The 19,487-nt window shown below is 57.6% G+C and carries 17 protein-coding genes; 11 read left to right on the top strand and 6 right to left on the bottom strand.

Annotated elements, in window-relative coordinates:
• Positions 1–38: 38 nt before the first annotated feature.
• On the top strand, positions 39–749 hold the full coding sequence (gene creB / locus IEN85_RS17805; RefSeq protein ID WP_318186632.1) for a two-component system response regulator CreB: 711 nt from the start codon (positions 39–41) through the stop codon (positions 747–749).
• A gap of 132 nt (positions 750–881) precedes the next feature.
• A complete protein-coding gene (gene creC, locus IEN85_RS17800) occupies positions 882–2,372 on the top strand; it encodes a two-component system sensor histidine kinase CreC (RefSeq protein WP_191618459.1) in 1,491 nt (496 codons plus the stop codon).
• Between the two features lie 12 nt (positions 2,373–2,384).
• Here creC and IEN85_RS17795 read toward each other — a convergent pair whose 3' ends face one another.
• Both IEN85_RS17795 and IEN85_RS17790 read right to left on the bottom strand, forming a co-directional pair.
• Positions 2,385–2,762, bottom strand: coding sequence for a type II toxin-antitoxin system death-on-curing family toxin (locus IEN85_RS17795; RefSeq protein ID WP_191618458.1), 378 nt, complete (start codon positions 2,760–2,762; stop codon positions 2,385–2,387).
• A complete protein-coding gene (locus IEN85_RS17790; protein WP_191618457.1) occupies positions 2,759–2,989 on the bottom strand; it encodes an AbrB/MazE/SpoVT family DNA-binding domain-containing protein in 231 nt (76 codons plus the stop codon). Before IEN85_RS17790 ends, IEN85_RS17795 begins: the two co-directional genes overlap by 4 nt.
• A gap of 152 nt (positions 2,990–3,141) precedes the next feature.
• On the opposite strand from IEN85_RS17790, the gene IEN85_RS17785 reads away from it, so the two are divergent.
• A complete protein-coding gene (locus IEN85_RS17785; RefSeq protein WP_224772704.1) occupies positions 3,142–5,136 on the top strand; it encodes a VIT domain-containing protein in 1,995 nt (664 codons plus the stop codon).
• Positions 5,126–6,550, top strand: a complete 1,425-nt coding sequence (locus tag IEN85_RS17780; RefSeq protein WP_318186631.1) for an archaeosortase/exosortase family protein — start codon at positions 5,126–5,128, stop codon at positions 6,548–6,550. The genes IEN85_RS17785 and IEN85_RS17780 overlap by 11 nt, the downstream gene beginning before the upstream one ends.
• A 22-nt stretch (positions 6,551–6,572) precedes the next feature.
• On the opposite strand, the gene IEN85_RS17775 is transcribed toward IEN85_RS17780, so the two are convergent.
• Positions 6,573–7,265 (bottom strand): hypothetical protein, encoded by a 693-nt coding sequence (locus tag IEN85_RS17775; RefSeq protein ID WP_191618454.1) that lies wholly within the window; start codon positions 7,263–7,265, stop codon positions 6,573–6,575.
• Between the two features lie 176 nt (positions 7,266–7,441).
• Here IEN85_RS17775 and IEN85_RS17770 point away from each other — a divergent pair, with 176 nt between their 5' ends.
• The 4 genes from IEN85_RS17770 to IEN85_RS17755 all read left to right on the top strand — a co-directional run bounded on the left by IEN85_RS17770 (position 7,442) and on the right by IEN85_RS17755 (position 10,886).
• Positions 7,442–8,059, top strand: coding sequence for a paraquat-inducible protein A (locus tag IEN85_RS17770; RefSeq protein WP_191618453.1), 618 nt, complete (start codon positions 7,442–7,444; stop codon positions 8,057–8,059).
• Between the two features lie 139 nt (positions 8,060–8,198).
• Positions 8,199–8,705, top strand: a complete 507-nt coding sequence (locus IEN85_RS17765) for a paraquat-inducible protein A (RefSeq protein ID WP_224772702.1) — start codon at positions 8,199–8,201, stop codon at positions 8,703–8,705.
• Positions 8,698–10,335: an intermembrane transport protein PqiB gene (gene pqiB / locus IEN85_RS17760; RefSeq protein ID WP_191618451.1), complete on the top strand. Its 1,638-nt coding sequence runs from the start codon at positions 8,698–8,700 to the stop codon at positions 10,333–10,335. The genes IEN85_RS17765 and pqiB overlap by 8 nt, the downstream gene beginning before the upstream one ends.
• A complete protein-coding gene (locus tag IEN85_RS17755) occupies positions 10,332–10,886 on the top strand; it encodes a PqiC family protein (protein WP_191618450.1) in 555 nt (184 codons plus the stop codon). The genes pqiB and IEN85_RS17755 overlap by 4 nt, the downstream gene beginning before the upstream one ends.
• Positions 10,887–10,914: 28 nt before the next feature.
• Here IEN85_RS17755 and IEN85_RS17750 read toward each other — a convergent pair whose 3' ends face one another.
• From IEN85_RS17750 to cmoB, 3 genes are all read right to left on the bottom strand, one after another.
• Entirely contained in the window at positions 10,915–13,230 is a 2,316-nt protein-coding gene (locus tag IEN85_RS17750; RefSeq protein ID WP_191618449.1) for a cation:proton antiporter domain-containing protein, read from the bottom strand.
• A gap of 75 nt (positions 13,231–13,305) precedes the next feature.
• Entirely contained in the window at positions 13,306–13,596 is a 291-nt protein-coding gene (locus IEN85_RS17745) for a hypothetical protein (protein ID WP_191618448.1), read from the bottom strand.
• A 2-nt stretch (positions 13,597–13,598) separates the two neighbouring features.
• Entirely contained in the window at positions 13,599–14,591 is a 993-nt protein-coding gene (cmoB, locus tag IEN85_RS17740) for a tRNA 5-methoxyuridine(34)/uridine 5-oxyacetic acid(34) synthase CmoB (RefSeq protein ID WP_191618447.1), read from the bottom strand.
• Between the two features lie 170 nt (positions 14,592–14,761).
• On the opposite strand from cmoB, the gene IEN85_RS17735 reads away from it, so the two are divergent.
• The 3 genes from IEN85_RS17735 to IEN85_RS17725 are packed head-to-tail and all read left to right on the top strand — an operon-like array spanning position 14,762 to position 19,478.
• Positions 14,762–16,408 carry an acetolactate synthase large subunit gene (locus tag IEN85_RS17735; RefSeq protein WP_191618446.1) on the top strand — a complete coding sequence of 549 codons (1,647 nt, stop codon included), beginning with the start codon at positions 14,762–14,764 and terminating at the stop codon, positions 16,406–16,408.
• Between the two features lie 34 nt (positions 16,409–16,442).
• Entirely contained in the window at positions 16,443–17,885 is a 1,443-nt protein-coding gene (locus IEN85_RS17730; RefSeq protein ID WP_191618445.1) for an aldehyde dehydrogenase family protein, read from the top strand.
• Between the two features lie 24 nt (positions 17,886–17,909).
• On the top strand, positions 17,910–19,478 hold the full coding sequence (locus IEN85_RS17725; protein WP_191618444.1) for an FMN-binding glutamate synthase family protein: 1,569 nt from the start codon (positions 17,910–17,912) through the stop codon (positions 19,476–19,478).
• The last annotated feature ends 9 nt before the right edge of the window (positions 19,479–19,487 follow it).

Below are 19,487 nucleotides of genomic sequence, written 5' to 3'. Positions count from 1 at the left end.
CGTTGCTGCTTGTCGTTTGTGCCGAGTAGCTTACGTCCGTGTTGAAAGTGGATTCGAATTGGAGCCGGCCCTGCGTCCTGATCGTCGAGGACGAGCCAAGCATTGCGGATAACATTCGCTTTGGCTTGGGCAAGGAGGGCTTTGAGAGCGAGTGGGTGACTACGGGGGGCGAGGGCTTGCAGAAGATTTCCGAGAAGGAGTACGCACTTGTCGTTTTGGACGTGGGCCTGCCGGATACGACGGGCTTCGAGGTGTGCAAGCAGATCCGAGCCGTGTCGCAGGTCCCCATTGTCTTTTTGACGGCTCGCAACGAGGAAATCGACCGTATCCTCGGCTTGGAGATCGGTGGGGACGACTATGTGTGCAAGCCGTTCAGCGTGCGGGAGCTCGTGGCGCGGGTGCGGGTGATCTTGAAGCGCGGTCGTCTTGAGGAGCGGGGCGAGGAAGGTAGCGAAAGCGTTTTTGGGCCTTTCTCGCTCGATGGAGAGCGTTATCAGATCTCGTTGGCGGAACGTTTGCTGAGCTTGACGCGGTATGAGTTCCGCATGCTCAAGGTTTTTCTGGAGCGACCGGGACGAGTGCTCACGCGCGAGCAGCTAATGTATCAGGTTTGGGAGGAGCCGGAGGCAAGCGGCGAGCGAACGGTGGACGCCCACGTCAAGTCGATCCGAGCCAAGTTGCGCGAGGTGTCGCCAGGTGTTGAATACATCCAAACGCATCGGGGGATCGGCTACTCGATGCAGTATTAAGCGAGGATCGGGTATGAGGGTGAAACGCGTGTATGGTTCTGTATATGTGGGAGCGTGCTTGTCACGCGAATCGAGGGAATCGTTGTTGGGTATTCGCGTGACAAGCACACTTCCACGATTTCGAGTTACCAGATGAAATCGCTTTGGCAGGTATTGACGAATCCGGATATGCGGGGGCCGCGTTGGCTGCGGCTGCCCAAGCGGCTGATTTCGATTCGAGCCAGTATATTGCTGGTCTACTTGCTGGTGGTCGGAGGCGGTTTCTATGCGATCATGTCGACGATGACCCAAGAGATCCAGCCGCGTTACCTGGAGTCGATGGAGGAGTCGCTGGTGGATACGGCGAATATTCTGGCTGCCCAATTGGAATACTCGGCGGAGCGCGAAGGCTACTCTTCGGATACCATCGAGCAAATTTTTCGGCGTGCCTATGAGCGGAGGTTTGAGGCTCAGATCTACTCCTTGCAAAAAGAGTCGGTGGATCTGGAGGTGTACCTGACGGATGCCAAGGGAATCGTATTGTTCGATTCGTCGGACCGGTCCAACGAGGGGCAGGACTTCTCGAAGTGGATTGACGTTTCCCGCACCTTGAAGGGCCAGTATGGGGCGCGGGCGACATGGACGTCTCGCGATGGAGAGAAAGCCCTTATTCTCTATGTTGCGGCTCCGGTTCGGATTGACGGACGTATTCAAGGTGTGGTGACAGTCGGGAAGCCAACTTCTTACGTGAACGAGCTGATCGCGAGAGCGGAGAATCGATTCGAGTTGTACGTAGTCGTTGCGGGAGTGGCGGTTTTGCTCTTAGGCGCCTTGCTTTCGCTTTGGTTGACCCAACCGATCAAGCGGCTCATCGCTTATGCGAATGCCTTGCGGGATGGGCGGAACGCGAGCTATCCGCGTCTCTTTGGCATAGAGGCGAACGAGCTGGGGCGAGCGTTCGAGGAAATGCGCTTGGCCTTGGAGGGCAAGCAGTACGTTGAACGCTACGTGCAGAGCTTGACGCATCAGTTGAAGTCGCCGATTTCGGGCATCAGCGGAGCTGCGGAGCTGCTGGAAGGCGACATGGAGGAAGCGGAGCGGCGCAAGTTTTTGGCGAACGTTCGCAAGGAGTCGGAGCGTTTGCGCAGGATCGTGGACCGGATGTTGGAACTGGCCTCCGTCGAGTCGCGCCGCGCTTTGCAGAACGTGGAAACGATCGACTTGTCAGCGCTGCTGAGTGAGATCGTCGAGGCATGGGAGGCGAGCGCCCGAGCCGAAGGGATAGAAATTCGGATCGATGGAGCGAAGGCGGAGCCGATTCGGGGCGAGCGCTTTTTGGTGCGGCAGGCGATCCAGAATTTGTTGCAGAACGCGGTCGACTTCGCTCCGCGGGGATCGGTGGTGCTTGTTACGACCGAAGGGCGCGAGCTTAGGGTAGAGGACGAGGGGCCGGGGATTCCGGACTACGCCTTGGACAAGGTGACCGAACGTTTCTATTCTTTGGTGCGTCCCAAAACGGGGGAGAAGAGCAGCGGAGTCGGGCTGAGCTTCGTGAAGGAGATCATGGCCTTGCACGGTGGTGAACTGGAAGTGGGAAATCGCGAGGGCGGTGGCGCCTGCGCGATCTTGCGGTTCGGCAAGTGAATGGGGCCGGGCCTAGGAGTTTTCCTGCAACCAAGTGGCATAGCCGGCTTCGTCCAGTTCGCCCGCCGCGCGGGCGAGGGTACGGATGACGGACTCGGCTTCGGAGGCGCGGAAAGGAATGCCGTTGCGCTCTAGGAAAGCGACTGCAAGAACGAACCCAGCGCGTTTGTTGCCGTCGACGAAGGGGTGGTTTTTGATGACGCCGGAGGCGTAAGTTGCTGCCAGTTCCTGATGCCTAGGCTTTCCGTACGCGTACAACTGCTTTGGTTTTGCCAAGGCCGAATCCAGCATGTTTTCGTCTCTAATGCCTGAGCCACCACCGTAATCGGCGAGCAGCATTTCGTGTAGCGCTAGCACTTCTTCTCGGCTGAACCAATAGGGTTCCTTCACTTGGCTAGCTCTTTGAGGGTGTTGCGATAACGCCTACTGATGTCTTTGAAGAGCTCCATCGATTTGGCTAAATCTGGATCGCTGGCAACCACGCGGTAGCTGTCCTCCGGTCCCTCGGTGAGGTATAGCGACTGGCCTTCCTCTACCTTCAAGTGTTGCAGGGCTTCTTTCGGTAGGACAACGCCGTAGGAGTTGCCGATCTTGCGGATTTTGAGTTCGATAGGCATGTTGTCTGTAATAACGAATGTTATTACAGTGGATCAAGCGGGATGTTCACGTTTGGGATAGCGGTAGTGGTTCATTCCTCTTGTGAGATTTCACAAAGAGATCGTTTTCACTTCATGAAGAACGCGCAGAAGGCGGGTAGCTTCGGCGTCCAATGAACTGTTTTTCCACATTCTACCTGACGTCTCGCTTTCCTGTCCTTCATGGCTGTTTTGTAATTTGTTGTTTGCTGCTCTCGCTCGGTCGAGGCTTGAGCGCGGAGGAGACGGAGGTCCCGTACTTCTTGGTGAACGGCCAGTCGGCGTCCGTCGATCAACTGCCGCTCAAAAGCGTGGATGCGAGTATTGATATTGTGGGTACGATTGCTCAAGTCGAGCTGGTGCAGACCTATGCGAATGTAGGGTCTGAGGCAATTGAAGCGGTGTATGTTTTTCCCGGTTCTACCCGTTCGGCGGTTCACGCTCTGAGCATGCGGGTGGGTGACAGAGTGGTGGAGGCGGAAATTCAGGAGAAGGCCCAAGCTCGGAGAACTTACGAGGCCGCTAAGCAGGAGGGCAGGACGACGAGTTTGCTCGAGCAGCAACGTCCGAATGTTTTTAAGATGAATTTGGCCAACATCTTTCCAGGCGACGTGGTGGAGGTGAGCTTGAAGTACACGGAGTGGGTTCGCCGTGAGAAGAGCGAGTATTCGTTTGAGTTACCTCTGGTGGTGGGACCTCGCTTCGAGGAAGGGGACGCGGCGGAAGCGTGGGTTGAGAATCCTCATTTGCTCGATCGGGAAGCGGAGAAAGTGAGTTACGGAGTGCGCGCTCGCATTCTTTCTTCGGTTTCGATTGAAAAGGCGTTCTGCCCGTCCCACGAAGTGGAAATGTCATTTCTCGATTCGCGCACTGCGGAGCTCCGACTCGAGGGCGATGCGAGTACAGTTGGAAATCGAGATCTACGGCTTCAGTATCAAGTATCTGGCGACGCGGTCAAGTCGGGTGTTTGGGTGAGCGAAAGCGGTGGGGAAAGGTACTTCATGGCCAGCCTGGAGCCGCCCACAGGTGTAAAGCGGGAGCGGATTCCTCGGGAATACTTTTTCGTGATCGACGTATCTGGGTCGATGCATGGTTTTCCGCTCGATACTGCCAAGAAAATGATGGAGGCCTTGGTGGCGAGGCTAGATGACACGGATCGTTTCAATGTGCTCTTGTTTTCAGGGGAGTCGAAGGTTTATTCGCCGACTTCCGTTCCGGCAACGGTGGAGAATTTATTGGACGCGATTTCGTTTATCTATGAAACGCGAGGCAGCGGAGGGACGCGTTTGCTGCAAGCTCTGAACCGGGTTTACGAAACGCCGCGAGATCCAGCGTTTAGCCGGAACATAGTCGTATTGACGGATGGATACGTGACCGTCGAGGATCGGGTGTTTGACTTGATCCGATCACGTTTGGACGAGGCCAACGTTTTTGCATGCGGGATCGGTTCGGCTCCTAATCGGTTTCTGATCGAGGGGATGGCGAAGGTTGGACAAGGAATGCCGTTTTTCGTGGGAGAGCCAAGGGAATCGAGTCGGGTAGCGGATCGATTTTCTGAATACGTGAGCGAACCTGTGCTGACGCGCTTGGATGTCGTCTTCAGCGATATGGAAGTTTCTGAGGTCGAGCCGCTGGCCTTGCCGGATTTATTGGCTGAGCGACCGGTGTTGATCTTTGGCAAGTATACGGGTCATCTTGCAGGTGAAGTTGTGCTTTCAGGCCGGTCGGGTGATTCTGAATACGTGGCGGCTACACGTTTGTCCGAGGCGGTGAACCTGGCTGGGTCCCGTTCGCTGGAGTATGTGTGGGCTCGGGAACGCATCCGTCGCCTCTCGGACTACAACGGATTGTGGCCGAGCGAGGACAGGAGGACGGAAATCACTCGGCTGGGCCTGAAGCACTCATTGCTCACCAAGTATACTTCCTTCGTGGCGGTGGACAAGGTGGTGCGAAACGTGGAGACTGGAGGGCGCCTGCAGCAAGTGAAGCAGCCGATTCCAAGCCCGAAGGGGATGCATCCGACCATGGGCGGCGGATCTGTGCCGGTGACTCCAGAGCCTGAGATGTGGGCTTTGATGGGACTCGTTCTTGTCGCGATAACCTGGATACTGATACGTCGTGGATGCTAGGGGTGCGTTAGGTGGCAGTCCTTGGCTGCGATGTATCGGGAGGTTTCTTTCGTGGCGCGGACGAGGCGATGTTCGTTCCTTCAGGTTTTTGTGCAGCCTTGCCTTGCTTGTGGTTTGTTGGCCGACGGTGCGTTGGTATGCGGCTCGTATGGTGGACGGTTCGGACGAGCCTTGGGGCGTTTTAGCTTTGGGGGCGGCTGTCGGCTTTGCGTTCCTTGGACGTCGTCGCCCGGTGCCTTCGTGTCGATACGTGATGGCGGCTGGGTTCTTGCTCGTGCCGCTCGCGGCTCCGTTTTTAATGACTCCCTTGGTTTATGCTCTTTTTGTGTTCCTGGCAGTGGCGGCGCTTTGGGCGGATTCACGGATCTGGATCGGGCACGCAGGGTTGTTTGTGCTGGCATTGCCCTTGATCTCCTCGCTGCAGTTCTATGGCGGCTTTCCCTTACGTTGGCTAATTGGGAAGATGAGCGCTGCCGTATTGAGCTTTCTCGGTTGGGGAGTGGAGGCGCGAGGAACCGTGATGCATTGGCGCGGCGAGATGGTCGTGATCGATGCACCGTGTAGCGGGGTCCAGATGCTGTGGGGTTCCGCTTTTCTCGCTTGCGTGATGATTTGTATCCAGAAACCGAATCTGCGTGGCTCCGTTCTTTTGCTACAAGTGGCCAGTTTCAGCGCGTTTATCGGAAATGTTTTGAGGAACGTTTTGCTCTTTTTCGTGGAGTCGAAGCTTTGGGACCTTCCCGATTGGGGGCATGATGGGGTGGGGATGATTGTCTTTGCCCTGGTGCTGGCGGTAATTGTGGCTGCGGGAAGCCAGCTTCGGGCGAAAGTAGCATCGCCTCCTCGGGCGGTAGATCCGAGGCGCTCCGCAGTTTCCGCTTCTTGTCCTCTGTTCTTGTTTCTTGTCTTGGCCTTGCTGGTAGTGACCCGGCCGGATACTGTATCTGCTTTGCCGGAAGGTCGGGTTGTGCGCACGGATATTATGGATACGATTCGAAGCGAGTTGTTCGAGGAGGGCTGGGTTGCGTTTCCTCTCGACGAGCACTCCGCGGCGTACGCGAAAGGGTTTCCGGGGGCGATTGAATTGTTTGGCAAGGATGAGCGTCGCTTGGTGGTCAGGGTGATCGAGCGAGCGACGCGGAGGTATCACCTGTCGGCTGACTGTTATCGAGCGATTGGCTATGCGACGGAGCCAATGCCGCTTTTTCGCGAGGTGGATGGATCGATGTGGGGAAGGGTTTTGGCAAGCCGCGACGGAGAAAAAGTGGAGGTCAGGGAGCGAGTCGTCTCCTTGGATGGGCAGAGCTGGACGGATCCGTCCTCCTGGTTCTGGTCCGCGATGCTGGGACGATCGGAGGGGCCTTGGGTAGGGTACGCGGAGTCGGTACCCGTGGAAGGCTCTCAGGTTTTTTAGATGGTCCGCTGCAGGCGAGCTTCTAAAAAAGGATCGAATTGGTAGGGCCGTTGAGGGATTCTATTTGGCTTCCGATCTTGTCCTCACGCAGCGTGAGGGGGATCAGGTGGGGAAATTTCATGTAGGCGTGGGACTTGTCCTCGGACTGGTGGTCGCTCCAAGACAAGGTGAGACCGGAGGGGTGAATGAGGTTTGTCCAATCGGTTTCAAGATTTTCGAATTTGTGCTGGCACTCGATCCGTCCCAGGTAGCTGTATTGATTTTCTGATACGGTAAAGGGGATGCTTGCTTGGGCCTGTGGGTAGATGGCTGTCTTCTTCATCAAGGTTTGCAGGGTGACCTCGTAGCTGAAGAGTTCGTATTCGCCAGCTGGCAGGGGTTCCGCGAAAACGAAGCCCATGCCTTGTCTCACGTCGAAGTCTCGGTAGTAGCCGCCTTGGCTGGTGGAGACGAGGCCGACCTCGTAGGTTGTGAACGGGTCCCCGAGGGGACGGATTTTGAAGGTGTAGCTGTCGAAGCGCGGCACTACTTTTTCGCTGCCCGGCGGTTCAATTTCGCCAGCGAAGGTGAAGCTGAAAAGGACGTAGCCCTCGCCCGGTTTTGCGACTTTGGAAAGGGTGCGGGTTGAGATTCCGGAACTGGAGGTGGATTCGCAGCCGACGAGGCAAAAGATTGCGAGGGCGTAGAGGACGACTGTTATAGGTCTTCTTTTCATGACAGAGTTGGTGGGGTTATGGATTCGCCAGTCAGATTAGCTCATTTCTGTGGGGGTGAAATCTTAAAATTTCTGCGAGGCGATCGGTTCGGTGGCGTTGTAGGTTTGCTTTGAGCAGCGGCGCTTGACCTCTCGAGCTCAGCGGGGCAGTTTGTGGCTCCTGTCCTCCTCGATTGATGCCTGACGACTTCCCCCAACGCCTCATTGCTTGCTCGCATTGCGATTTGCCGATGGAGGTTCCAGCCTTAGAGCAAAGGCAGGCTGCTTGCTGCCCTCGCTGCGGAGCCGTGGTTGCCAAGCGCTTCCGTGGCGGATGGCGCCGAGTGGCTGCGTTTGCTACCATTTCCTTGGTGGCCTTGTTTATTGCCCTTGGATTCAGCTACCTGTCCCTAAGCGGTGGGGCTGGGGATTCTTCCGCATCGGTGGTGGGAGTGGCGTGGGCGATGATATTGGAGCGTCCGCTGCTGGGCAGTCTGGTGGGCTTGTTTTTCGTGGGAGTCCCAGCTTTGCAGTGCGTGGCTATCTTCGGACTATCAGTTGCCTTTCTGCGAGGCCAGCCGAGTTTGCGGTGGAGGCACGTGGCGGCTTTGATCGAGCGACTGGGACCTTGGTGCATGGCCGACGTCTTTTTGGTCGGCACTCTGGTCAGCCTGATCAAGATCGCCTCGCTGGCTGAGGTGACCTTTGGCGCCTCGTTCTGGGGATTCGTGTTTTTTGTCGTTTACCTTGTCGCCGCGTATTCGAGTTTGGATACGAAGCGAGTAATCTCTGATCTTCATCGCAATGCCGATTAGGAGCGTGGAAAAGGTGGTTTACCGAGCGGCGGACAGCGGGAGGTGTTTATGCGAGCGATGTGGCAGCTTGAACGAAGCAGGTGCGGGGAAATCGTGTGCGGTGTGCGCGTCTCCGCTCGCCGCTCGAAGACCTCACAGCTTGCAGCGCACGGTCGCTTGGTTGCTCACCGCAGTCGTGCTTTACGTGCCGGCCAACACGTTACCGATCATGACCACTCGATATCTGGGAGCTCCTACCGAGAGCACGATTGTCGGCGGCGTAATCCAGCTTTGGCATCACGAGTCGTATTTCCCAGCCAGTATCATCTTCTTGGCAAGCGTGGTGGTCCCGGTGGCAAAGATTCTTTCGCTCGCGTGGCTCTGTTGGATCAGCTCGTTTGGGTATCGTCAGAGCCGAGAGCAACACAGCAAGCTTTACGAATGGACTGAATTGCTCGGGCGTTGGTCGATGGTGGATGTTTGCGTCGTTGCGGTATTGGTTTCTTTGGTACAGTTCGGTTCGCTCTTAAGGATCGAATCGGGTGCAGCGGGGCTTGCGTTCGCGGGGGTGGTCATCAGTACCATGCTTGCGGCTCATGCGTTTGATCCGCGCTTGATTTGGGATGCGATCGCCAAGAGAAAATGCGAGGAGTCTAGAGATGGATAAGGCTGTAGTTACAAATCAACGACGAATCTCGTCGGTCTGGATCATCCCGGGGCTGGCGCTCTTGCTGGGGGCTTGGATGCTTTTCAATTCCATCGTCAATGCGGATCCCACGGTTACCATCCAGTTTGAAACGGCGGATGGGATCGAGGCGGGAAAGACGAAGATCAGGACGCGAAACATCGAGATCGGGCTTGTGGAGAGCGTGCAGCTCAGCGACGGGTTCGAGTCGGTCACGGTGACGGCTCGCATCAAGCGGAGTTCCGCGGCCTTGCTGACGGATGAAACGCAGTTTTGGGTTGCCCGTCCCCGTATTGGCCTAGGTGGGGTTTCCGGGGTGGGGACTCTGTTGTCGGGAGCGTACATTGTGCTGGAGCCGGGAAAGAGCGGGCGGCGGCGGATCGATTTCGTGGGCTTGGAGGCCCCTCCCATGACGCCACCGACGGCGGAGGGAGTGCGCTTGAGGCTCTACAGCGAGGATTCGGGAGCGATCAACTTGGGGGATCCCATTCTCTACCGCGGACGCAGGGTAGGGCAGGTCGATGCGGCGGAGTTCGAGATTGAGCGCAACCGGTTTCGCTACGACGTGTTTGTTGAGTCACCTTACGATTCTCTGATCACGGAGCCAACCCGCTTTTGGAAGGCGAGCGCGATCGAGATGAAGGCGGATGCCGATGGCTTTTCGATCAACGCAGATTCGCTGGAGTCGATCTTGGCGGGGGGTATCGCCTTTGACCTGCCGTCGGGAGCAGTGCCAGGCAAAAGCGTGGAGGATGGTGCGAGCTTCCTCCTCTACAGCAACCAGGAGGACATCGACCGTTTTCCTTACCATCACTACGCGGAGTACCTGCTTTTCTTCCATGACTCGGTGCGAGGACTGAAAACGGGGGCTCCGGTTGAGTATCGCGGCATTCAGGTAGGGCATGTGGTGGACGTGTCGTTCTCCTACTTTCGCGATCGGGATTTCTTCGGGGTGGACGAGGTTCCGGTGCCCGCCCTGATCCGCATTTATCCGGGGCACTTCCAGTTGGACGACTCGGAGGAAGGTTTGGCTAAGATGAAGGGCTTAGTGGAGCTGCACACGGCTTCTGGCCTGCGAGCTGCGTTGCATCGTGGAAGCCTGCTCACGGGCAACTTGTTTGTCAGCATCGATTTCTACCAGCAAAGCGACGAGCCGCTGGCGGAAGCTGCCCTGGATTGGGGCTATGACGTTTTTCCCACCCAATCTGTCGGATTGGAGCAAATCGAGCGGCGTGTCGTGGACATTTTGAATACAGTGGATGGCTTGCCCTTGGCTGCGTTGACGACGGAGGTGAGGGATGCGATTGCCCATGCCCGCAGCATGTTCGACAACTCCTCTGCCATGATCGAAGGCTTGGGTAGCCTCTTTTCCAGCGAGCAAACGCAGGGCCTTCCGGCTCGTTTCGAGACGACCTTGGAAGCGGTCGAAGCGGCAATGCGCGGAGTGGCTCCCGATTCGCCGGTTTACGAGGAGCTGGAGTCGAGCGTTCGCAAGCTGAACGCGGCGCTCTCGGACTTGCAGCGGCTCGCCCAGAAGTTGGAGCGACAGCCCAACGCGATTCTCTTCTCCAAACCTGCAAAAGCGGATCCAGAACCGAAGGCTAGCAAATGAAGTACCTTGAGAATACAGTCGGTTGCCGAAGCGTCATCGCGGGGCTCCTCGTTTTTGTCGGCATCGCTTTGAGTGCGTGCCAGTCTCGGCCGTCACCAGAGACTCACTACTACTTGCTGCAAGCATCAAACCACGAGGTGGGGCGGGGAATCGTGGAGATTGCAGAGGTGAAGATGCCGGCCTACCTGCAGGCTGCGAACCTCATGATGGCGGTATCCGATCTAGAGATACGTCCGGCCCAATATCATTTGTGGAGCGAGCCTTTGCAGGAGGGCGTACGTCGGGTCTTGGAAGCGGAACTCGTCGGCCAGCTGAAGTACGTGGACAAGGATGTATTGCCCATTCGCATCGATTTGGAAGTGGAGCTCTTTCACGTCACGCAATCGGGCGACGTGCTTCTGAAGGGCGGTTGGCGATTGCAAGGCGAGGATGGGCAGGGCCACCTCTTTTCCATCAAGACAGGGTTGGAGGGCAACGGTTACGCTGAAGCGGCCCGAGGACATGTGCGGGCGTTGGAGCTTTTGGCTAAGGCGATCGCTGCGGATCTGTAGTTGTTTCTTGGATTCTTTCGATTGGCATTTAGCCGCGCTCGGGCGGCTCCTCGGGCTCGGGAGAGCTCGTTTGGAGTTTCGTGTCTCCGATCGATTTCGAGGTGCCCACCAGTAGCAGGTGATCGCCGACTTTGAGAGGCTCTTCGGGAGAGGGGGGCACAGGGGCTTGCCCGTCGCGGCGCACGGCGACGACTTGGATGCCGAGGAGGCGAGGCCAGTTGAGTTTTCGGAGGGTGGAGCCTTCGGCGGCTGAGCCAGGTTCGACGATCACGGAGCCGAGGATGGCGTCGTTGAAGTCGATGCCGTCGTCCTCCAAGGCAGGAGATTCGGATAGGAACTGGCGGAGCCTTTGCAGTTCCTCTTGCGAGCCGGTGGCAAATATATGGTCGCCGGGAAAGAGGTGCGTATTTGGACCGATGGTAGGCAGATAATAGCCGTGGCGCTCGATGCTGACGATGGTGGCGCCGCAGCGTTTGCGGAGGCCAAGCTCGCCGATGCTCTTGCCGGATTGGGCCGACGCGCCGATGACCCAGTCTTCCAATCGCACGCCCCAATCTGAACCGACTTCCTGCAAGGATCGGGCTCCGCGTTCGGTGGGCGTTTCTTGGCTAACGGTGGTGTGCAGGGCGAATTCCGCGTCGCTTTGCAGGCGGACAAGCAGGCGCCAGCCGAAAAAGAGGGCAAGCATGACGGTGAGAGCGGTGCCGCCCAGCAGGTATGGCGTATCGAGGGAGAGGGGGAGGAAGTTGGCGATCCAGAGGGCAAGGCCGGTCAGTCCGAGGGCTCGAACCAGAACGATCACGGTTTGGCGGAAGGTCTTGCGGTTGCGTAGGCCGTGCGAGACGGATTCGCCGATGAGGGCGGCGATCGCGTTTACGTTGCGGAAGAGGGCTAGGGTCGGAGCCAAGATGAGCAGGGAGGCGGCGCTCCAATAGATCCAGCTGTGGTGGTTTTTCCATGCGGGGTTGTTTTGCTGGAGAGTGTTGGAGACGGGCTCGCTGAAAACGAGTAGTGCTGTAACGAATACAAGCCAGCCGCCGATTTGCCAGAGGCGCGGGCCTACGATACGCCAGAGTAGGCTTTGGTTTTGGCGTTGCCCAATCTTTTGCCAGAGTCGGCGATAGGCGGGGAGGAGGGGGAGCTTTCCGATGGGAATCAAGCGACTGATCTGGGAGCGCTTGGAAATCATGATAGGAGAGAGCACGGTGGTTGCGAAGGAGATGCCGACCGCTGCGATCTGGAAGTTTTCGCCGATGGCTCCGGCAGCGACACCCATGCCGGCGATGACGAAGGAGAATTCGCCCACGGGGGTGAGGGAGAGACCGGCTTTGAGCGCTTCTTCCGGCTCTTCCGCAACCAGGAGCAGGGAAAGGGTAGCCGCGAGCCAACGCAGCAGCAGGGCGAGTCCGAGGCCGAGGGCGATGAGTCCCAGGGCGGAGGGGAATTTGGTAATGTCGACCGCCATGCCGATCGCTACGAAGAAGACGGCAACGAACATGTCGCGAAGTCCGGAAAAGCTCTCGTTGAAGAGCCTGACCTTTGGCGTTTCGGCGATGATCATGCCGCAGAGAAAGGCGCCGAGCGCGAGCGAGTAGCCAGCGTAGAGGGTGAGGAAGGCCATGCTGAAGAGCAGGCCTAGGGCGACCAAGCTTTCTAGCTCGCGATTGGCTTCGCCTCCTTGGCTGAGGCGCCGCAAGAGCTTTGGCACGAGGATGAGGCCGGGAATGAGGATAAGGCTCGCGAAGCCCAACAGCATGCCGACTTTTCCCAGCATGGATCCCCAGTCGCTGCTAGCGGACGCGTCCAGGGAGGTGTAGGCTCCGAGGAATGCGAGCAAGACGATTGCCACCATGTCCTCGCAGAGGGTCATGCCGAGCGCCAGTTGACCGAAGCGGCGGTGAGTCAGGCCGTTCTCTTGTAGTGTCTTTCCAATGACAGCGGAGCTGCTAACCATGAGCATCGCCGCGAGAAACAGGCATTCCGCAGCGCTGAATCCGAGGCGCCCCCCTAGGAAGCGGGTGAGGGTGAGAACGAGGATGGCGGTGGAGAACGTAGCGAAGAGCACTCCGAGCCCCAGTTGCTTGAAGCGTTGCAAGCGGAATCCCAAGCCGATTGAAAACATGATGAAGACCAGACCGACTTGGGAGAGCAGTTGGATGCGTAGTCCGTCCGTGACGTAGGGGAAGGTAATTTGCGGGGTGCCTACGATGATGCCGGCGAGCAGGTAGCCGACGATGGAGGAAAGCCCGATCTTGCGGCAGACCCAACTCGCGAAGGCGGCGGACACGAGGACGACTGCGAAGTCTTGGATGAGGTAGATTGGGAGTTGGTTCGTCGTTTCCATGCGGAGGGTCTGTATCGGTACTTTGCTTTCGCTTCAACGAGCGTCAACGCATGAAGCGCTGCAAGCCGTGTCGTTTTACTGTTGGGGCTCGCTGCTTCCGCTGCCGTTTAGCTTTTGGTCGAGAAAGTCGACGATAGCGGGGGCCAAGCCCACTAGGCTGAAGGCGAGCCAGAGGGCGAAGCCAATGAGGAACCAAATGATAATGGCGCGGAAGTAGTTCTTCCGAGTGGGGTTGTCGCCGGCGAAGGCCCAGTAAAGGACCATGACCACGTTCACGATGGGGATCCATGTGATGAAGATGGCGAACAGCCAAAAGAGGGTGGAGGAGTGGCTTGAGGAATTGGCGGTGTTGGTCTTGCGGGCCATGTTTAGGGAGCTTTGGCGGTGATGACGGCTCGTTTGGGGGCGGGGTAGCCTTCGATGGTTTTTGTGGGATCCTTGGGGTCGAGGAAGTCGCTGAGCGATTCGAAGACCATCCATTCGGTCCCTCGTTGCTCTTCGGTAGTTGTGGTGGAAACGTCGATCACTTGGATGTCGCGATAGCGGCAGCGGGTGACCCATTGGACGAGGGTTTCGACCGTGGGAATAAACCAGACGTTTTTCATTTTGGCGTAGTACTGGTCCGGCACAAGGGAATGTCCCTTGGGTCCGTCCACCACGATGGTTTCGAGCACGAGTTCGCCCCCGGGCCGGAGGAAGTTGCGCAGTTCGTAGAGGTGGTCGAAAGGGGAGCGGCGATGGTAGAGTATCCCCATGCTGAATACGGTGTCGAAGGCGGGAAGCGCTGGAGGAAGGCCTTCGATGCCGAAGGGGAGAACCCAAACAGGGGGCTCTTGCAGGTACTTTCTCGCCGCGAGGTACTGCATGACGTAGAGCAGGAAGGGATCGGTCCCGAGCGCGAGCTTGGCGCCGGCTCCGGCCATGCGCCAGCAGTGGTAGCCGCTGCCGCATCCGATATCGAGAACGAGGCGGTCCGTAAGGTCGGAGATGCCTCCGATCAGGCGATCCCACTTCAGGTCGGAGCGCCATTCGGTGTCGACATGGGTGCCGAAGAAGTCGAAGGGACCTTTGCGCCAAGGACGGAAGTTGTGGAGGGTGTCGGGGAGGGCGGCTCGTTGAGCTGTATCGAGGTCTTGGGGACGGCCGATTTGGATGGCGGGTGAGGAGGCGAGATCGCGTGACGAGCACGCTCCTACATCGGGAAGCGAGTCGATGGCGTTGAGCCATTTGTCGAGGTGGCCGTTGTTGGACTGGAGGATTGCGGGTTCGACGGTTTGGCGAAGCGGCTCGATCCAGGGTTCCAGGTCCGTGTCAGCTAGGAGCTTGTAGAGATCTTCGTAGGTGGAAAGTGGCGGCTGCATCGTCGATTCAAAAACGCAATTGATGAAATGGAGGCGGGCCTCGCTTGAGGGTTTAGGGACGGCTTGTAGTGGCAGAAATCGAGTAAGGGCAATCCTTTGTTACCGATTTCGCCGCAACAGCTGCTTGGGCTCAGTCGTAAGCCTTGAGGAACCCTCCTACCTTCCTTCTTATGAAAGCTTCCGATCTGTTTGTCGCCTGCCTCGAATCCGAGGGAGTTGAGTATGTATTTGGAGTCCCGGGGGAGGAAAACATCGATTTTCTGGATTCCCTATCGCGCTCGCGAATCAAGTTCGTGCTCACCAGGCACGAGCAGTCGGCCGGCTTCATGGCGTCGACCTACGGACGGTTGACGGGGAAAACTGGGGTCTGTCTTTCCACGCTGGGGCCAGGTGCCACCAATCTGGTCACCGCCGGAGCGTATGCCCAGTTGGGGGCGATGCCTTTGCTGATGATCACCGGCCAAAAACCGATCAACAGCAGCAAGCAAGGCCAATTTCAGATTATCGACGTGGTGGACATGATGGCTCCCATCACTAAGCGAGCGAAACAGGTGGTGAGTGGCTCAGCCATACCCTCTCTTGTTCGCAACGCGTTCAGCTTGGCGGAAGAGGAGCGTCCAGGGGCGGTGCATCTGGAATTGCCGGAGGACGTGGCGCGCGAGGAGGTTGGCGAGGGGAAGCCGATCAAGGCGAGCGCCCGGCGTCGTCCGGTCGCGGAAGAGAAATCGATCCTTCAGGCGTGCGAGCTCCTGCGAAGCAGCCGTCGGCCCATCCTCCTTGTCGGTGCGGGGGCGAATCGGAAGCGAACCTCCAAGATGCTTCGAGCCTTCGCCGAAAAGCAAGGTATCCCATTTGTCACTACGCAGATGGGCAAGGGAGTGATAGACGAGCGGAGCGAGTTGTTTCTTGGGAATGCGGCGCTCTCGGACAACGACTTCCCGCACAGGGCTCTGGCGTGCTCGGATCTGATATTGAATGTGGGACACGATGTGGTGGAGAAGCCTCCTTTCTTCATGAACTCAGGGGAGCGGACAGTGATTCACGTCAATTTCGTGCCGGCCGAAACAGATCCCGTCTATTTCCCGCAAGCGGAGGTGATCGGGGACATCGCCAACAGTGTTTGGCAGATCAACGAGCGATTGGAGCCTCAATCGCACTGGGACTTCGACTTCGCGTTGCGGACCCGCGAGGCTGCGCGGCGGTACCGCGAACCGCTTGAGGCGGACGATCGGTTTCCAATGCTGCCGCAGCGCCTGGTCGCCCTGCTGCGGGAGGCAATGCCGCACGACGGTGTTTTGGCCTTGGACAACGGAGTCTACAAACTCTGGTTCGCTCGCGATTATCCGGCCGTGATGCCGAACACGGTGCTGCTCGACAACGCTTTGGCGAGCATGGGGGCGGGGTTGCCCTCTGCGATTGCGGCCAAGTTGGTTGACCCTGGCAAAAAGGTTGTCGCGGTGTGCGGGGACGGAGGGTTCATGATGAACTCTCAAGACTTGGAGACGGCGGTACGCCTCGAGCTGGATCTGGTGGTTTTGATATTGAACGACTCGGCCTACGGCATGATTCGCTGGAAGCAGGAAGACATGGGCTTCAAGGATTTCGGGCTGACTTTCGGCAATCCGGATTTTGTCTCCTACGCGGAGAGCTATGGGGCAAAGGGGCATCGGATCGAGGCAAGCGAGGATTTGCTGCCGCGATTGGAACGCTGTTTTGAAGAGGGCGGCGTTCACGTGGTGGACCTGCCGGTGGATTATTCGCTCAACGTGAAAACCCTCTTCGAGGAAATTCCCGAAGCGAGCAGGGAGGTCGGCTGAATACAGGTCGTTCAACATGTAAACGTATCCAAATATGAAACACGAACGGTTGAAGCAAAACTATCCTTTCTACCTAGCGAACGAGGCGAAGTCGCCCAATCAGGACTTGGAGGTGACCGACAAGTACTCTGGAAAGGTCGTCACGCGGGTAGCGATGGCGGGCGTGGACACTATCGAGTCTGCTATCGCGGCCGCAACGGACGCGGCCAAGCCGATGGCGCGGCTTGCCCCTTACCAGCGAAAGGCGATCCTCGAACACTGTGTCCGACGCTTCGAAGAGCGGGCGGAAGAACTCGCCGCCGTGCTTCGCATCGAGGCAGGCAAGCCCATCAAGGATAGTCGCGGCGAGGTGACGCGACTGATCGAGACTTTCCAAATAGCGGCGCATGAAGCGGTACGCGACCCCCAAGGCGAGGTTCTGAACCTCGAGCTGGGCGAGAGGACGAAGGGCTATCGCGGTATGTTTAAGCGGGTCCCTATAGGTCCTTGCTCCTTCATCTCTCCCTTCAACTTTCCGCTCAACTTGACGGCCCACAAGGTGGCTCCCGCAATCGCCGCGGGCTGCCCCTTCGTCCTGAAGCCGGCAAGTAGGACTCCCTTGGGAGCTTTGATCATAGGAGAGGTCCTGGCGGAAACGGAATTGCCCGAAGGTGCGTTTTCGATTCTGCCTTGCAAGCGGGAAGGGGCGGACCTCTTCACGGAGGACGAGCGTCTGAAGCTGTTGAGCTTCACCGGTTCGCCGGATGTCGGCTGGAAGCTTAAGTCCAAGGCTGGCAAAAAGAAGGTGATTCTCGAGCTTGGCGGCAATGCGGTGTGTATCGTCGACGATGGAGCGGACCTTGAGGATGCCGTGTCGCGGGTCGTCACGGGTGCCTTTTACCAGTCGGGCCAGAGCTGTATATCCGTACAGCGGATACTTGTGCATGAGTCGGTCGCGGATGCGTTTACTAAGAAGCTCGTCGCCGAAACGGAGAAGCTAAAAGCAGGTGACCCGGCGGATGAGGATGTCTTCGTGGGTCCGATCATATCGAAATCCGAAGCGGAGCGTATTGAAGAATGGATACGGAGAGCGAAGGAGGCTGGTGGAAAAATTCTGTGCGGCGGGGGGCGCAAGGATGCGGTGGTTGAGCCCACCTTGATGAGTGGAGTGCCCAAGGACCAACCCTTGCAGAGCGAGGAGGTCTTTGGCCCCGTCGCGGTCATTGATCGCTTTTCGCATTTCGACGAAGCGCTGGAGATGGCCAACGATAGCCGCTACGGGATTCATGCAGGCGTTTTTACCCCGCGTATCGATCACGCGATGAAGGCTTGGGACGAGTTGGAGGTCGGCGGAGTGCTTATCAACGAGATGCCTTCGTGGCGGGTGGACAATCTGCCTTATGGTGGGGTCAAGGACAGTGGCTTGGGGCGCGAAGGACCGCGCTATGCGATCGAGGACATGACCGAAATTCGCAGCCTTGTGATTCGCTCGAACTAGATTCGGCTAGAAGCCCCGACGACCATGCCCAAAGCGCTCCGCACCGATCTGCACAAATTGGCTGCCACCACCAACGCGGTGGTCCTGGCCCTGCCGTTCGGTTTTTTTGCGGCGGGATACTTCGTGTCTTTCTATTTCCATTTTCTCACGGTGGCCGCTACCTTTTTGCTGATCGTGAACTTCTTTTACCGGCATGTGCAAAAGGAGCATACGATCTTGCGAAATTTTGGGGTCTTGGGGCAGGGGCGTTATCTAATCGAGAGCCTCGGTCCTGAGTTCCGCCAGTATTGGTTCATGGGAGACCGGGAAGAACGTCCCTTCAACCGCTTGGAAAGAGCTGAGGTTTACCGCAAGGCCAAGAATGTGGAGTCGGTCGATTCGTTTGGCACGCTCATGGAGTATGACTCCAACGAGATCAAGTTGCGTCACACCATGTTTCCAACCCGTGAGCCGGAGCGGAAACCCTATCGGCTGACGCTCGGGGACGTGCGGGGAGTGGAAAGGCCGTATACCTTGACCAAACCGTTCATGGTGAGCGCCATGAGCTATGGGGCTTTGGGGAGCCACGCGATACGGGCGATAGGGCGAGGAGCGGCTGAAGCTGGGATACCCATGAATTGCGGTGAAGGTGGGTATCCAAAATACCACTTCATGGAAGATGCCGACATCATCTTCCAATTGGGCACGGCCAAGTTTGGCGTACGGACCGAAGAGGGCGACCTTGACGAAGAGAAGCTCAAGGAGATCGCGGGGAATGAAAAGGTGAAGATGCTCGAGATCAAGTTTTCCCAAGGAGCGAAGCCGGGAAAGGGAGGGATGCTGCCCAAGGAGAAGATATCGAAGGAGATCGCGGAGATGCGCGGCATACCGCTGGGCGAAGACGCGATTTCCCCTCCGTACCACAAGGAGTGCGAGGATTTGGAGACTACGGTGCGTTTTATTCAGCGTATCCAAAAGTTGGTAGACATCCCAGTTGGGTGCAAAATGTGTATTGGTTCGCTTGATGAGTTTGAAGCCTTCGTAAAGGAGTGTGCTCGCCAAGAAACCTTTCCCGACTGGATCAGCGTGGATGGAGGCGAAGGGGGCACTGGTGCCGCGCCGAAAACCTTTCTCGACTACATGGGCATGCCGCTTTACCCAGCTCTTCACGGGGTGGTACAAACCCTGAAATCGTTGGGCGTGAGAGACCGGGTGAAGGTCTTTGCGGCTGGCAAGCTCATCAATGCGGCCCGGCAGAGCATCGCGTTCGCCCTAGGGGCAGACGCGATTTACAGCGCACGCGGCTTCATGCTCGCGCTCGGCTGTATTCAATCCCGAGAGTGTGGCAACAACACGTGTCCTGTGGGAATTACGACACAAAATCCCAAGCTGCAGGCAGGGCTTGTCGTGGAGGACAAGGCCCCACGGGTGAAACATTATATCGAAAATACTTTGCACGATTTAGAGGAGGTCACCGTGGCGATGGGCAAGGCTTGTCCGACGGAGCTGACGGTTGACGATTTGTTTATACCAACCGGCAGCAATCTGTATCGCATGGTGCAGGAAGACCCCAGCTTGAAGAAGACGCTGGAGGATCTGCGGGAAAAATCGTAAGCCTATTTG

The organism is Pelagicoccus enzymogenes (assembly GCF_014803405.1).
GTDB classification, from domain to species: domain Bacteria; phylum Verrucomicrobiota; class Verrucomicrobiia; order Opitutales; family Opitutaceae; genus Pelagicoccus; species Pelagicoccus enzymogenes.
The sequence above is the reverse complement of the archived record's forward strand: the minus strand, read 5'-3'. Positions and strand labels throughout refer to the sequence as shown.

What these genes read in the sequence shown, in the direction of transcription:
- IEN85_RS17770 (WP_191618453.1), top strand. Translation starts at nt 7,442, where the DNA reads ATGCCTGACGACTTCCCCCAACGCCTCATTGCTTGCTCGCATTGCGAT.
- IEN85_RS17730 (WP_191618445.1), top strand. Translation starts at nt 16,443, where the DNA reads ATGAAACACGAACGGTTGAAGCAAAACTATCCTTTCTACCTAGCGAAC.
- IEN85_RS17785 (WP_224772704.1), top strand. Translation starts at nt 3,142, where the DNA reads ATGAACTGTTTTTCCACATTCTACCTGACGTCTCGCTTTCCTGTCCTT.
- cmoB (WP_191618447.1), bottom strand. Translation starts at nt 14,591, where the DNA reads ATGCAGCCGCCACTTTCCACCTACGAAGATCTCTACAAGCTCCTAGCT.
- IEN85_RS17725 (WP_191618444.1), top strand. Translation starts at nt 17,910, where the DNA reads ATGCCCAAAGCGCTCCGCACCGATCTGCACAAATTGGCTGCCACCACC.
- IEN85_RS17775 (WP_191618454.1), bottom strand. Translation starts at nt 7,265, where the DNA reads ATGAAAAGAAGACCTATAACAGTCGTCCTCTACGCCCTCGCAATCTTT.
- pqiB (WP_191618451.1), top strand. Translation starts at nt 8,698, where the DNA reads ATGGATAAGGCTGTAGTTACAAATCAACGACGAATCTCGTCGGTCTGG.
- IEN85_RS17755 (WP_191618450.1), top strand. Translation starts at nt 10,332, where the DNA reads ATGAAGTACCTTGAGAATACAGTCGGTTGCCGAAGCGTCATCGCGGGG.
- IEN85_RS17735 (WP_191618446.1), top strand. Translation starts at nt 14,762, where the DNA reads ATGAAAGCTTCCGATCTGTTTGTCGCCTGCCTCGAATCCGAGGGAGTT.
- IEN85_RS17790 (WP_191618457.1), bottom strand. Translation starts at nt 2,989, where the DNA reads ATGCCTATCGAACTCAAAATCCGCAAGATCGGCAACTCCTACGGCGTT.
- creC (WP_191618459.1), top strand. Translation starts at nt 882, where the DNA reads ATGAAATCGCTTTGGCAGGTATTGACGAATCCGGATATGCGGGGGCCG.
- IEN85_RS17750 (WP_191618449.1), bottom strand. Translation starts at nt 13,230, where the DNA reads ATGGAAACGACGAACCAACTCCCAATCTACCTCATCCAAGACTTCGCA.
- IEN85_RS17745 (WP_191618448.1), bottom strand. Translation starts at nt 13,596, where the DNA reads ATGGCCCGCAAGACCAACACCGCCAATTCCTCAAGCCACTCCTCCACC.